Annotated in this window: 10 protein-coding genes, 3 tRNA genes and 2 pseudogenes; 13 read left to right on the top strand and 2 right to left on the bottom strand. The window is 72.6% G+C overall.

Features of this window, described 5'->3' with window-relative positions:
• Window positions 1–40: 40 nt before the first annotated feature.
• Window positions 41–1357: a deoxyribodipyrimidine photo-lyase gene (locus O7553_RS26385; RefSeq protein ID WP_281552274.1), complete on the bottom strand. Its 1317-nt coding sequence runs from the start codon at window positions 1355–1357 to the stop codon at window positions 41–43.
• Between the two features lie 137 nt (window positions 1358–1494).
• Window positions 1495–2394: pseudogene (locus O7553_RS26380) on the bottom strand (phytoene/squalene synthase family protein); the annotation flags it as partial.
• Between the two features lie 65 nt (window positions 2395–2459).
• Between O7553_RS26380 and O7553_RS26375 the strand changes: the two are divergent.
• The 13 genes and pseudogenes from O7553_RS26375 to O7553_RS26315 all read left to right on the top strand — a co-directional run.
• Complete coding sequence (locus O7553_RS26375; RefSeq protein WP_281552273.1) at window positions 2460–3632, top strand: polyprenyl synthetase family protein; 1173 nt, start codon at window positions 2460–2462, stop codon at window positions 3630–3632.
• Window positions 3633–3665: 33 nt separating this feature from the next.
• On the top strand, window positions 3666–5153 hold the full coding sequence (gene crtI, locus O7553_RS26370; RefSeq protein WP_281552272.1) for a phytoene desaturase family protein: 1488 nt from the start codon (window positions 3666–3668) through the stop codon (window positions 5151–5153).
• Window positions 5150–5707 (top strand): isopentenyl-diphosphate Delta-isomerase, encoded by a 558-nt coding sequence (gene idi, locus O7553_RS26365; protein WP_281552271.1) that lies wholly within the window; start codon window positions 5150–5152, stop codon window positions 5705–5707. The genes crtI and idi overlap by 4 nt, the downstream gene beginning before the upstream one ends.
• Window positions 5708–5743: 36 nt before the next feature.
• Window positions 5744–6736, top strand: coding sequence for a MerR family transcriptional regulator (locus O7553_RS26360; RefSeq protein WP_281552270.1), 993 nt, complete (start codon window positions 5744–5746; stop codon window positions 6734–6736).
• Window positions 6737–6869: 133 nt separating this feature from the next.
• Complete coding sequence (locus tag O7553_RS26355) at window positions 6870–7772, top strand: polysaccharide deacetylase family protein (protein WP_281552269.1); 903 nt, start codon at window positions 6870–6872, stop codon at window positions 7770–7772.
• A gap of 124 nt (window positions 7773–7896) precedes the next feature.
• Window positions 7897–7972: transfer RNA gene (locus tag O7553_RS26350), tRNA-Glu, on the top strand.
• A gap of 31 nt (window positions 7973–8003) precedes the next feature.
• Window positions 8004–8077 (top strand) — tRNA-Asp (locus O7553_RS26345).
• 111 nt (window positions 8078–8188) lie between these two features.
• Window positions 8189–8262 (top strand) — tRNA-Phe (locus O7553_RS26340).
• A gap of 137 nt (window positions 8263–8399) precedes the next feature.
• Window positions 8400–8819 (top strand): hypothetical protein, encoded by a 420-nt coding sequence (locus O7553_RS26335; protein WP_281552268.1) that lies wholly within the window; start codon window positions 8400–8402, stop codon window positions 8817–8819.
• A 9-nt stretch (window positions 8820–8828) separates the two neighbouring features.
• Entirely contained in the window at window positions 8829–10472 is a 1644-nt protein-coding gene (locus O7553_RS26330; protein WP_281552267.1) for a cation acetate symporter, read from the top strand.
• A gap of 132 nt (window positions 10473–10604) precedes the next feature.
• Window positions 10605–11375, top strand: coding sequence for an ABC transporter ATP-binding protein (locus O7553_RS26325; RefSeq protein ID WP_281552266.1), 771 nt, complete (start codon window positions 10605–10607; stop codon window positions 11373–11375).
• Window positions 11366–13084, top strand: coding sequence for an ABC transporter permease (locus tag O7553_RS26320; RefSeq protein ID WP_281552265.1), 1719 nt, complete (start codon window positions 11366–11368; stop codon window positions 13082–13084). The genes O7553_RS26325 and O7553_RS26320 overlap by 10 nt, the downstream gene beginning before the upstream one ends.
• A gap of 17 nt (window positions 13085–13101) precedes the next feature.
• Window positions 13102–13668: pseudogene (locus tag O7553_RS26315) on the top strand (flavin reductase family protein); the annotation flags it as partial.
• Window positions 13669–13729: the final 61 nt, after the last annotated feature.

Below are 13729 nucleotides of genomic sequence, written 5' to 3'. Positions count from 1 at the left end.
GCAACCCGCCGACCGGGCGGCCCGCTGACCGGACGCCGACTCAGCGGTCCGACAGTGGCGGCGGGTAGTCCAGGCCGGCGCGGACGGCGAGCGGCAGTCGCCACGGTTCGTGCACCGCCGCCCCGGTGACGCCGGCCAGCTCCGGCACCCACCGCCGGACGTACTCGCCGGCCGGGTCGAAGCGGTGCGCCTGGCGCAGCGGGTTGAAACCCCGGTGCGGGCGGGTGTCGTTGCCGGTGCCGGCGACCCACTGCCAGTTGCCGGAGTTGTTCGGCAGGTCGCCGTCGAGCAGCCAGCGGCCGAACCAGCTGAGGCCGTCCCGCCAGTCCAGGCCGAGCTCCTTGGTGAGGTACCCGGCGGTGATCAGCCGGGCGCGGTTGTGCATCCAGCCTTGCGCCCGCAGTTGCCGCATGCCGGCGTCGACGATCGGCACCCCGGTGCGCCCGGTCTGCCAGGCGTCGAGGGCGTCGGCGTCGTAGCGCCACTGCTCGGCGGCCCCGCGCCGGTACGCGGTGGTCGCCAGGTCGGGGAAGGCGTTCGCGACCTGGTAGTGGAAGTCCCGCCAGCACAGTTGCCGGACGAACGGGCCGGCGCGGTCCCCGGCGGCGGTGGCGACCTCCAGCGGCGACAGACAGCCGAACCGCAGGTAGGGGCTGAGCCGCGAGGTGGCGTCACCGGCCAGGTCGTCGTGGCTGTCGCCGTACCGATCGAGGCGGCTGTCGCCGTACCGGTCGAGGTCGGCCAGCCAGTCGTGCAGCCGGCGCCGCCCGGCGGTCTCGCCCCCGGCGGCGGCCTGTGGCGACTCGCCGTCCGGCAGGGCCGGCAGCCGTCCGACGGCGGGACCGCCGGGCAGCCGGATCCGGTCCGGAGCGGCGCACCCGGTACGCCAGTCGGCGCCGGCCCAGGCCCGGAAGTACGGCGTGAAGACCTTGTAGTGGTCACCGTTGGTCGGGGTCAGCGCGCCCGGGTCGACGACGGTCAGCCCAGGGAAGGCGCGGTACGCGACGCGGTGCCGGTCGCATTCGTCGCGGAGTCGCCGCTGCCGGTCCCGGGCGTAGTGGCTGACGTCGGCGGAGACGGTGACGCCGTCGGCGTCGACCTCGCGCGCGAGCCGAATCGTCTCGGTGACCGGGTCGCCGCGGCGGATCAGCAGGTCGCCGCCGAGCCCACGCAGGGTCGCCCGCAGGTCGGCGAGGCTCTGGTGCAGGAACCGGTCGCGGTTGGCCGACCGGCCCGCCAACCGTGGGTCGAGGACGAACAGCGGCACCACCTGTTCGGCGGTGGCGCAGGCGGTGGCCAGCGCCGGCTGGTCGTGCACCCGCAGGTCGCGGGTGAACAGGACGACAGCGGTACGCATGGCGGGCGCTACGGCGCGGTCGGTGAGGAGGCGGTCGGTGCGGGTGCGGTCGGTGCTGGCGTGGGGGTGGCCGGCGGCTGCGTCGGTGTCGGCTGCGTCGGCGGGCCGGTGACGTCGACGGGGGCGGTGACGTCGACCGGACCGGGCAGGGTGACCGGGGTGCCGGCCGGGGTGAGCAGGGACCGCAGCGCCACAGCGGCCCGGCGACGGTTGGGAACGGTGGCCCGGCGACGGAACACGTCGTAGCCCTGCGCGGCGATCTCGTCGAGGATGCCGCCGTACAGCGCGTACGCGGTGCGGATGCAGGCCTGCGAGGCGGGTTCGAGCAGGGTGACGCCGGGGGCGGCCGCCGCGTAGTGGCCCCGGGCGCGGCCGACCTCGTGCCGGATCAGCTCGATGATCGGCGGGGTCGCCTGGCGGCGTCGGGCGGCGTCGACCAGGTCTGCCCGGTCCACCCCGAACCGCGCCAGGTCCTCGTCCGGCAGGTAGGTGCGGCCACGGTCCAGGTCCTCGGCGACGTCCCGGATGAAGTTGGTGAGCTGGAAGGCGAAGCCGAGCTGTCGGGCCGGCTCCCGGGCGGCGGCCCGGTCGGTGCTGCCCAGGATCGGCAGCATCATGGTGCCGATCACCGCCGCCGAGCCCTCCATGTAGTCGAGCAGGTCGGTGTAGCGCGGGTACGAGGTGAGGGTCAGGTCCATCGCCATGCTGCGCAGGAACGCGGTGAAGTCCGCCTTGTCCAGGTCGAACACCGCGATGGTGTGCAGTACGGCGGGCAGCAGCGGATCGTCGACCGGGGCACCGTGCAGCCCGGCGAGGAACCGTTGCCCCCACTGGTCGAGTGCGGCTGCCCGGTCGGCGGGCGGCAGCTGGTCGGTGCGGTCGACGATTTCATCAGCGTACCGGGTGAATCCGTATAAAGCGTGAACATGCCGGCGTTTCCACTGCGGTAGCAGCCGGGTCGCGAGATAGTAGGTGCGCCCGTGTCGTCGGTGCAGGTCACGGCAGTTCGCGTAGGCAGCGGGCAGATCGACGTTCACCGGGCCTCCTCGGCTATCGACGCAAGAATCGACGCAACTTCAGACCCTAGGGTACGCTCGTTCGCGTGGCCAATCACACAGTTGCCGGCACCGACCGCAGCGCGTCGGTCGACGAGCCGGCCGGGTCGGCCACCCCCGGCTCGCCCCCGCCCCGCCGCCGTGACCTCTTGACCGCGGCTGTCGACGACACGTTGATCGACTTCCTCACCGTCGAGATCGACGCGCTCGACCGCATCGATCCGGCGCTGCGCCCGTTCGCGCAGGTCGCCCGGGACACCGTGCTCGCTGGCGGCAAGCGGCTGCGGCCGGTCTTCGCCCACTGGGGCTGGCGCGGGGTGGTCGGCCCGGACGCGCCGCTGGCCCCGGTGTTGCCGGCGCTGGCCGCGCTGGAGCTGCTGCACGCGTTCGCGCTGGTGCACGACGATGTGATGGACGGCTCTGCGACCCGTCGCGGCCGCCCCACCGCCCACCGCCGGCTGGCCGGGCAGCACCGGTCGGCCGGCCGCGACGGCGACCCCGACCGGTTCGGCGACGGTGCCGCCGTGCTGGTCGGTGACCTCTGCCTGGTCTGGGCCGACCGGCTGCTCGGCCAGGCCGGCGTGCCACCCCGGACCCTGCTCGACGTGCGGCGCCGTTACGACCAGATGCGGGTCGAGACGATCGCCGGGCAGTACCTGGACGTCCTCGGCGAGACCGAGGCCGACAGCTGGTCGGTCGACCGGGCGCTGCGGGTGGCCCGGCACAAGACCGCCAGCTACACCGTGCTGCGGCCGCTGCACCTCGGTGCGGCCCTGGCCGGACCAGGCGCCGGCCCGGCGGTCCACGAGGCCTACCGGCGCTACGGCACCGCCGTCGGCGAGGCGTTCCAACTGCGCGACGACCTGCTCGGCGTCTTGGGTGACCCGGCCACCACCGGCAAACCGGCCGGCGACGACCTGCGGACCGGCAAGCCGACGGTGCTGCTGCTGATCGCCCGCGAGCTGGCCACCGAGGCGCAACGCGCCGAACTCAACCGGCCGCCGCCCGCCACCGACCGGCAGTCCGGTCGGAATGCCGATCGACGGGTGCAGCGGCTGATCGAGATCGTCGTCGAGACCGGCGCCGCCGGCCAGGTGGAACAGCTGATCGAGCAACGGGTACGGGAGGCGGTCGACGCCCTGGCCGACGCCCCGATCGACCCGGCCGCCCGTCGCGCGCTCACCGGCCTGGCGGTGACCGCCACCACTCGGCAGGCATGATGTGAGCATCGTTCAGAAGGAGGTGGTCGCGGCATGCGTACCGTGACCGGGGCGACCGAACGCGTCGTCGTGGTCGGTGCCGGGCTCGGCGGGCTGGCCTGTGCCCTGCACCTGGCCGGTGCCGGCCGGCAGGTCACCCTGCTGGAACGCGAGTCGGTGCCGGGTGGACGGGCCGGGCGGCTGGCACTCGACGGCTACGAGTTCGACACCGGGCCGACCGTGCTGACCATGCCCGAACTGATCGCCGAGGCGCTCGGCGCGGTTGGCGAGGAGCTCTCCGACTGGTTGGAGCTGATCCCGCTCGACCCGGCCTACCGGGCGTACTATCCGGATGGGTCCACACTAGACGTCGTCACCGACACCGCCCGAATGGCGGCCGAGGTGGCCCGGGTCTGCGGCCCTCGCGAAGCCGACGGCTACCTGCGCTTCGTCGACTACGCGAGGCGGCTGTGGCAGCTGGAGCGGGCTGACTTCATTGACCGTAACCTGGACAGCCCGCCGGACCTGCTCACCGGCAACCTGCTGCGGCTGCTGGCCGCCGGAGCGTTCCGGCGGATGCAGACCAAGATCGAACAGTTCTTCTCCGACCCCCGTACCCAGCGGATCTTCTCGTTCCAGGCGATGTACGCCGGCCTGGCCCCGCACGACGCGCTGGCCATCTACACCGTCATCGCCTACCTGGACTCGGTGGCCGGGGTGTCGTTCCCCCGGGGCGGGATGCACGCCGTACCCCGGGCGCTGGCCGGCGCCGCCGAGAAGCACGGCGTGCAGATCCGCTACGACACCACGGTCACCCGGGTGGAGACCGCCGGTGGTCGGGCGCGCGCGGTGCTCACCGCCGCCGGTGACCGGATTCCCGCCGACGTCGTGGTGCTCAACCCCGACCTACCCGTCGCCTACGCCGAACTGCTGCCACCGGCCCGCCGCCGGCGGCTGCGCTACTCGCCGTCCTGCGTGGTGCTGCACCTCGGCGCCCGGCAGGGTTACCAGCAGATCGCCCACCACAACGTCCACTTCGGTCGGCTGTGGAAGGGCACCTTCGACGAGGTCATCCGCCGGGGAGAGCTGATGAGCGACCCCTCGCTGCTGGTCACCAACCCGAGCCGGACCGACCCGTCGGTGGCCCCGCCCGGCGGGCACACCTACTACGTCCTCGCTCCGGTGCCCAACCTGGACAGTGGGCGGCTGGACTGGCGCGGCGACCTGCCGCAGCGGTACGCCGACGAGCTGATCGCCACCCTGGCCGAGCGCGGCTACCGGGGCCTGGCCGACGGGATCGAGGTCCGCGAAATGATCACCCCAGCCGACTGGGCCGACGCCGGAATGGCCGCCGGGACACCGTTCGCCGCCGCGCACACCCTGTTCCAGACCGGCCCGTTCCGACCCGGCAACCTGCATCCCACCCTGGAGAACGTGGTCTTCGTCGGCTCCGGCACCCAGCCGGGGGTCGGCGTGCCGATGGTGCTGATCTCCGGCAAGTTGGCCGCCGGTCGGATCACCGGTGCGGGGGGTGCCCGATGACCGGGACGTCGCGGGAAAGCCATCTGGTCGAGTTGGTCGACCCGGCCGGGCGACCGGTCGGATCGGCCACCGTCGCCGCCGCCCACCAGTCGCCGGGCCAGCTGCACCGGGCCTTCTCGGTGATCCTGGTCGACCGGGCCGGCCGGCTGCTGCTGCAACAGCGGGCCGCGGTGAAGACCCGGTTCCCGCTGCGCTGGGCCAACACCTGCTGCGGCCATCCGCTGCCCGGCGAATCGGTGACCGAGGCGGCCAACCGCCGGCTCGGCGAGGAGGTGGGCGTCGCGCCGGTGCCGTTGACCGAGCTCGGCGTGCACACCTACCAGGCCACCGACCCGGTCACCGGCCGGACCGAGTACGAGTACGACCACGTACTGCTGGGTGATCTCGACCCGGCCACCCCGCTGCGGCCCGATCCGGCGGAGATCGCGCAGCTGCGCTGGATGCCGCCGGATGAGCTGCGGGCCGGCCTGACCGATGACCCGCACGCCTACGCCCCGTGGCTGGCCGGCGTGGTCGACCAGTTGTCGCGTCGGGCCGGCGGGACCATGACGTGAACGCGGAGCGGCACGGCGCGGCTGCGGAGCGGCCAGGTGAGCGATGACGCGCTGAGTGCGGGCAGCGTGGCGCGCCGGCTCGGCGTGGCGGTCACCACGCTGCGCACCTGGCACCAGCGGTACGGGCTCGGCCCGACCCGGCACGTCAAGGGGCACCATCGCCGGTACAGCCGGGAGGATCTGGCCCGGCTGGAGGTGATGCGTCGGCTCACCGCCGAAGGCGTGTCCCCGGCCGAGGCGGCGCGATGGGCACGCGGCAACGCGGCTCCACCCGCCCCCGCCGGCCTCGGCCCCGGCCCCGGGCAGGGCCGGGCCGGCGGCGGGCACACCATCGCCGTCGGCACCGCCGGCCCGGCCGCCCGTGGTCTGGCCCGGGCCGCCGTACGCCTGGACGACCTGGCCATGCGGGAGATCATCGAGCGTGGGCTGCGTGCCGACGGGGTGATAGCCACCTGGGACCGGGTGGTCCGCCCGGTGCTGGCCGGCGTCGGTGACCGGTACGCGGCCACCGCCGGCTTCATCGAGGTGGAGCATCTGCTGTCCCGGTGCGTCTCCGCCGCGTTCGCGGCGGTGACCGGTCCGGCGTCGGTGACCGGGCCGGTCCCGGCGGCCCTGCCGGGTGATTCTTCGGGCCCGCTTGTCGGCGCTGGTTCCGGTGTGCTGCTGGCCTGCACCGACGACGAGCAGCACACCCTGCCGTTGGAGGCGCTGGCCGCCGCACTCGTCGAGGCCGGCGTGGTCGCCCGGTTGCTCGGTGCCCGGGTACCGGTGACCGCGCTGGTCGCCGCCGTCGACCGGACGGGTCCGGCCGCCGTGGTGCTCTGGTCGCACACCCCGGCGACCGCGGACCTCGGGCAGTTGGCTGCGGCCCGCTCCGGACGGCACCGTCCGGTGCTGGTCCTCGCGGTCGGGCCGGGCTGGCCGGTCCCCGAACTGCCGGACGGGGTACGGCACTGCGCCGACCTGACAGACGCATTCACGCTCTGCCGGTCCGCCGACCGGTCGGTCGGCCGGCAGCACTTGCCGTAGCTGTTGGCGGTACGGCCCGTCACCGCCGATGGTCGGCAGTGCTGGTGTCCGATGTGCGGGGTCGAGTTGTGCGGATTGATCGACTAACGTGTGCTTCGCTCGATCTCCGTCCACCCCCTCGCCCGGAGTCGACATGTCGAAACGCACCGTGTCGAAACGTGCCATGGTCGCGGCAGGCCTGGCGGTGTTCGCGCTGCTGGTCGGCAGCGAAAGCATCGCCGCGCTGCGTGGTGCCCGGCAGACACCGGCGCAGGTGCCGGCCACCGCCGCTCTCGGTGCCGCGCCGGAGCGCCCTGCTCCCACCCCCGAACCGGTGCCCTCACCCGGCCCCCGCGACCCGGTGCCGGCGTCGACGGACGACCCCGCCGACCAGCGGCCCTCGGCCACCGTGACCGGTGGCTCACCCGGGGCGTCCGCCCGGCCCGCCGTCGACGAGAGCCTGCTACGTCGGCGTACCGGTGGTCGGCAGGTGGCGTTGACCTTCGACGACGGGCCACATCCGAAGTGGACGCCGCTGATCCTCGACGAACTGCGCAAGGCCGGGGCGCGGGCAACCTTCTGCGTCGTCGGTGCCCAGGTGCGGCGGTACCCGGCGCTGGTCGTCAGGATGGTCCGGGAGGGGCACGCCCTGTGCAACCACACCTGGAGCCACGAGCTCGACCTCGGGTCGCAGTCGGCCGACGAGATCCGGGCCAACCTGCTGCGGACCAACACGGAGATCCACAAGGTGGTGCCCGGCGCGCCGATCGAGCACTTCCGGCACCCCGGCGGCCTGTGGACGCCGAAAGTGGTCACCGTGGTCGAGGAGCTGGGAATGGTCCCGCTGGACTGGGACGTCGACCCGCAGGACTGGCGCAAGCCCACCAAGGATGAGCTGGTGGCGCAGGTCACCACCGAGGTCCGGCTCGGGTCGATCATCCTGCTGCATGACGGTGGTGGCGACCGGTCGGCCACCGTCGCCGCGCTGCCGGTCGTGGTCCAGGAGCTGAGGCAGCGGTACGGCATCACCCTGCTCGGTGCTAGCCTTTCCCCCTGATCCGTCCGGTTCGCCGATCTGGTTTGGTCCGGGGCATACTCGTCACGTATGCTTTCGCAAGCTTCCGGCGGGGCCGGATGGGAGCACTACCGTCGGAGTCGTGATGTGCGATGATGACGGGGCCGCCCTCATCGTCTAGCGGCCCAGGACGCCGCCCTTTCAAGGCGGTAGCACGGGTTCGAATCCCGTTGGGGGCACCACCGGCCGACCGACCGGCCGGAGCAACACCGAGGTCCTGTGGAGCAGTCGGAGTGCTCGCCGCCCTGTCAAGGCGGAGGTCGCGGGTTCAAGTCCCGTCAGGACCGCGCAACGCCGATCGCCGTGCGTTTCCCACGCGCGGCGTTGTGCGTTCCGGGGCCCATGGCAACCGGTCCGGCTGCTGAGGTCGCCGGATGGGTATCATGACCCCAGTGCCCGGCCAGGTAGCTCAGTTGGTACGAGCGTCCGACTGAAAATCGGAAGGTCGGCGGTTCGACCCCGCCCCTGGCCACAAAGCCTCTCGCCGGGCTTCAGCAGCGCCCAATCGCCTCCTGCGGTTGGGCGCTTCGCTGTGGGACGACGCGCCGTGGATCCGTCTGCGCCGGGGACTGCCCTTGACTTTCCGCGACGGGCCGTGAGACTGCCGGCATGGCCGAACACGACGGCACCGGGCCCGCTGCGGCGCCCGCGCCCGCCGACCCGCCACCCCGACGGGTGCGGGTCGTGCTGGGCGAGGTCGGCCGGCGTGGGGACGCCGACCGGCTGCGTACCGACCTGGCCGAGCAGACCCAGATCGGCGAGGCACTGGTACGCGGCCTGGTCCGGGCACAGTTGGCGTTGGCAATGCGGCTGGCGGTGGTGGTCGTGGTCGGCCTCGGGTCGCTGCCGATGCTGTTCGCGATCGCCCCGGGCGTCGCGGAGATCAAGATCGTCGGCGCCAACCTGCCGTGGCTGCTACTCGGGGTGGCCGCGTTTCCGTTCCTGGTCGCGGTCGGCCTGACCTACGTCCACCTCGCCGAACGTAACGAACAGGACTTCGTCGCGCTGGTCCGCCGGCCGGAGCGCTGAGCGGCGCCGATGACCAACCCGTACGTGATCCCTGCGCTGGTCGTGGTCACCCTGGTGACCGTCGCGATCGGCTTCTACGGGCTGAAGCTGGCCCGGACCACGTCCGACTTCCTGGTCGCCTCGCGTACCGTCAGCCCGTCCTGGAACGCGGCGGCGATCAGCGGCGAGTACCTGTCTGCAGCATCGTTCCTCGGCATCGCCGGCCTGATCCTCAAGTACGGCGTCGACGTGCTCTGGTACCCGGTCGGCTTCGCCGCCGGCTACCTGGCCCTGCTGCTGTTCGTCGCGGCCCCGCTGCGCCGGTCCGGGGCGTTCACCCTGCCGGACTTCTGCGAGATCCGGCTCAGCTCCCGGCGGCTGCGCCGGCTCGCCACCGTCTTCGTGATCTTCATCGGCTGGTTCTACCTACTGCCCCAGCTGCAGGGCGCCGGGCTGACCCTGGCTACGGTCACCGGCGCGCCGTATCCGCTGGGAGCGCTGCTGGTCGGCGGGGTGGTCACCGCCAACGTGGCGCTCGGCGGTATGCGGGCGGTCACCTTCGTGCAGGCGTTCCAGTACTGGCTCAAGTTGACCGCGCTCGCCGTACCGGCGGTCTTCCTGGCCATGCAGTGGCAGTCCGACGGGCGGCCGCCGGTCAGCCCACCGGACGGGCTGACCTTCACCCAGGCGACCACCGTGGTGGTCGAGCGGTCCGCGACGCTCAACTACGCCGACGGCCGGACCGAGCAGGTGATCCCGGGCACCGAGTTGACCTTCGCCGCCGGGGACCGGGTCCCCGAGGTGTCCGGGGCCGAAGCCGACCGGGGAGCCGCCTGGCTGCTGCCCAATGACCCGGACCGGGGCGACCAGGGACTGTTCGCCACCTACTCGCTGATCCTGGCTACCTTCCTCGGCACGATGGGGCTGCCGCACGTACTCGTGCGGTTCTACACCAACCCCGACGGTGCCGCCGCCCGCCGCACCACGCTGGTGGTGCTCGCCCTGGTCGGCCTGTTCTACCTCTTCCCCACCCTGTACGGGGTGCTCGGCCGGGTGTACACACCGCAGCTGCTGATGACCGGACGCTCGGATGCGGTCGTGGTGCTGCTGCCGGAGGCGGCGCTCGGCGGCGGACTGCTCGGTCAACTGCTCGCCGCGCTGGTAGCCGCCGGGGCGTTCGCCGCCTTCCTGTCCACCTCGTCCGGGTTGCTGACCAGCGTCGCCGGGGCGGTCTCGACCGACGTGCTGCGGCGCAACTCGGTACGCGGGTTCCGGCTGGCGACCCTGGTCGCCGGGGCGGTGCCGATGGTCCTCGCGTTGAACGTCTCGGGCCTGGACGTCTCCCAGGTCGTCGGGCTGGCGTTCGCGGTGGCCGCGTCGAGCTTCTGCCCGCTGCTGGTGCTGGGCATCTGGTGGCGTGGCCTGACCGCCGCCGGTGCCGCCGCCGGCATCGTCGCCGGTGGCGGTACCGCCGTCGGCGCGGTGCTGTGGACCGTGCTGGGTCCGCCACTGACCGGCTGGCCGGCGGTCCTGGTCGCGCAGCCGGCGGCCTGGACGGTGCCGCTGGCGTTCGCGGTGATGATGCTGGTGTCGGTGGTCACCCGGCGGCGGTTGCCAGGTCAGGTGAACGCCCTCATGCTGCGACTGCACGCGCCGGAGAGTCTGCGCCCGTGACATGCCTTCGGCTGCCGTGACGTGCCCGCGGCGAGGTCGGTCGGGATCGGTGTCGCCGTCGTGCCCGGGTATGAGAGCCGGATCGTCCCTCAGCGGGAGCGTATCCGAGGTCCCGCTGGTTACCGTCGGACCATGACAGATGCTGCCCAGCCCGGCGGGCAGGCGCTCGTCCTGCGTGGCCTGGCCAAACGATTCGACGACAAGGTCGCGGTAGCCGGGGTCGAGCTGGAGGTCCCGGTCGGCTCCTTCTACGGACTGCTCGGCCCGAACGGTGCCGGCAAGACCACCACGCTGTCGATGGCGGTCGGGCTGCTACGGCCGGACGCCGGTCACGCCCACGTCCTCGGCCACGATGTCTGGGCCGACCCGGTGCGGGCGAAGCAACTGCTCGGCGTACTGCCGGACGGGGTGCGGCTGTTCGACCGGCTCACCGGTGCCGAGCTGCTCGCGTACCACGGTCTGCTGCGCGGGATGGACCCGGCGGTGGTCGACCAGCGAGCCGGCGAACTGCTCGACGTGCTGGCGCTCGACGACGCCGGACGCACCCTGGTGGTCGACTATTCGGCGGGCATGAAAAAGAAGATCGGGCTGGCCTGTGCGCTGCTGCACGGACCCCGGCTGCTGGTGCTCGACGAGCCGTTCGAGGCGGTCGACCCGGTCTCCGCCGCGCTGATCCGCGACATCCTGCAGCGGTACGTCGTCGGCGGCGGCACGGTGATCTTCTCCAGCCACGTGATGGCTGTGGTCGAGCGGCTCTGCAGCCACGTGGCGATCCTCGCCGACGGAGTCATCAAGAAGGTCGGCACGTTGGACGAGGTACGGGCCGGGCGGTCGCTGGAAGAGGTCTTCGTCGACGTCGTCGGTGGTCGCACGGCCACCGGGGAGGAACTGGCATGGCTGTGACCGGGCCGCCCGCCGACACACCGACTCCCGGCTCACCCGCCGTCGGTCGGCGGCCGGTGCGGGCCCGGCACTTCGTCCGCCTCAAGCTGCGGGTGATGGGCAACAACCTGCGAGGTCAGGGCTGGCGGATCGCGTTGTTCATCGGCGGGATCATCGCCGGGCTGTGGTTCGCCGGCAACGGCTTCCTGATCCTCGCCGCGCCGGGGTTCATCGACAGCGAACAGGGCATGTTGCTGGCCGCCGGGTTCGGCGGCACCCTGCTGGTGCTCGGCTGGCTGCTGCTGCCGCTGGCCTTCTTCGGGGTGGACGAGACGCTCGACCCGGCCCGGTTCGCGTTGCTTCCGCTGCGTCGGCGGACCATGGTCACCGGGCTGCTGGTCACCGGACTGATCGGCGTGCCGTCGATCGCCACCGGGCTGGCCACCCTGGGGCTGGTGCTCAGCGCGGCGCTGCTCGGCGGCCCGTTGGCCGGCGCCGTCCAATTGGTCGGGGCCGCCGCCGGTCTGCTGCTCTGCGTCCTGGGCAGCCGGGCGATAACCAGCGCGTTCGCCGGCATGCTGCGGTCGCGCCGGGTGCGTGACCTGGCCGCGGTGCTGCTCGCCGTGCTGGCCGCGTTGCTCGGTCCGCTGCAACTGCTGGTCATCGGTGGACTGGGCAACGCCGACTGGGACCAGTTGGCTGAGGTGGCGGGAATTCTCGGCTGGACTCCGCTGGCCGCCCCGTACACGATGGGGTTCGACGTGGTCGACGGACGGCTCTGGGCGGTGCCGATCAAGCTGGCGGTCACCGCCGCCACCCTGGCCGGCCTGTACCGGTGGTGGTCGAGGTCGCTGGAGTCTGCGATGGTCGGCACCGCGAGCGGCGGCCCGGCCAGGGCGGTGGCCGCTGCGTCCGGTACCCCGGTGAGTCAGCTGTTCCCCCGGCTGCTCGCCCGGACCCCCCGCGACCGGTACGGCGCACTGGTCGCCCGGGAGGTGCGCTACTGGTGGCGGGACATGCGGCGACGGGCCAACCTGATCACCGTCGCCGTGGTCGGGGTGTTCATCCCGGCGTTGATCAACGTCGGCGGTTTCAGCGCCTTCGCCTACGACCCGGACGGTTCAGTGGGCGCCGGACCGGCCGCGTCGGCGACCAGCGTCAGCATCTCGATGCTCTTCGTCGGTGCGCTCGCCGCCGTGACCCTGGCCAACCAGTTCGGATTCGACGGCAGCGCGTACGCGGCGAACGTGATCGCCGGCGTGCCGGGGCGGCTGGAGCTGCGTGCCCGGGTGGTCGGGTTCTCCGTGTACATCGTGCCGCTGCTGGTGGTGATCTCGGCCGGTCTCGGGTTGTTCCTGCGCGAACCCGGCTGGATCCCGGTCGCCGCCGGGACGCTGTTCGCCGCGTACGGTGCCGGGTTGGCGGTCAATCTGATCGTCTCGGTGGTCGGTGCGTACTCGCTGCCGGAGACGTCGAACCCGTTCGCGTTGAACAGCGGTGCCGGCGTGGCGAAGAGCATGCTGGCGCTGGTGGCGATGGTCGCGTCGGCGGCGGCCGCAGTGCCGATCGTGCTGGCCACCGCGCTGCTCGGCGAGGTCTGGTACTGGTTTGCCCTGCCGGTCGGCGTCGGATACGGCCTGGGTGCGGTGGCCCTTGGCCTGTACATCGCCGGTGACCTGCTGGAACGACGGATGCCGGAGCTACTCGCCACGGTGACGCCGCGCCGGTGACTCCCGATTGGGCCACAATGTTTCACGTGAATCATCCCGAGCCCGGTGCCGAGATCCACTATCGCGACCCGTTCGCCACGGCGAACGAGGACCGTTCGCCCGCGCGGCGGCTACGTGGCCGGCTGGCCGCACCGGTGACGCTGTGGACGGCCGGTGGTGGGTCGGCTCCGCTCGCCGGACTGACCGTGTCGTCGACGGTGCTGGCCGAGGGTGACCCGCCTCGACTGCTCGGGCTGCTCGACGAGGAGTCGCAGCTGTGGGAGGTGCTCCGCGAGTCGGGCAGGTTCGCGATGGTTCCGCTGAGCCCGGCGCATCGACAGCTCGCGGACCGGTTCGCCGGGCTGATGCCGGCACCGGGCGGACCGTTCAAGGCAGCGGACTGGCAGGCCACCGGGTACGGCCCGGTCCTCGCGGGGGCGAGTGGGTGGGCGGGCTGTCGGCTCGACGACGTCCGACCGTACGGGTGGGCGGTGCTCGTGGAGGCGACCGTCGAGACGGTCACGGTCAGCGACGAAGGCAACGCCGGGCCGCTGATCCACTATCGCGGCCGGTACCGGGAGCTCGGCGAGCCGCGCGGTCGGTAGCCCGGTCCGAGTCGCGCAGCCGGGTATCTCGGTCCGGACCGACCCGGGTGGCAACCGCAGC

It is taken from the genome of Solwaraspora sp. WMMA2059, assembly GCF_027497315.1.
Taxonomy (GTDB): domain Bacteria; phylum Actinomycetota; class Actinomycetes; order Mycobacteriales; family Micromonosporaceae; genus Micromonospora_E.
The sequence above is the reverse complement of the archived record's forward strand: the minus strand, read 5'-3'. Positions and strand labels throughout refer to the sequence as shown.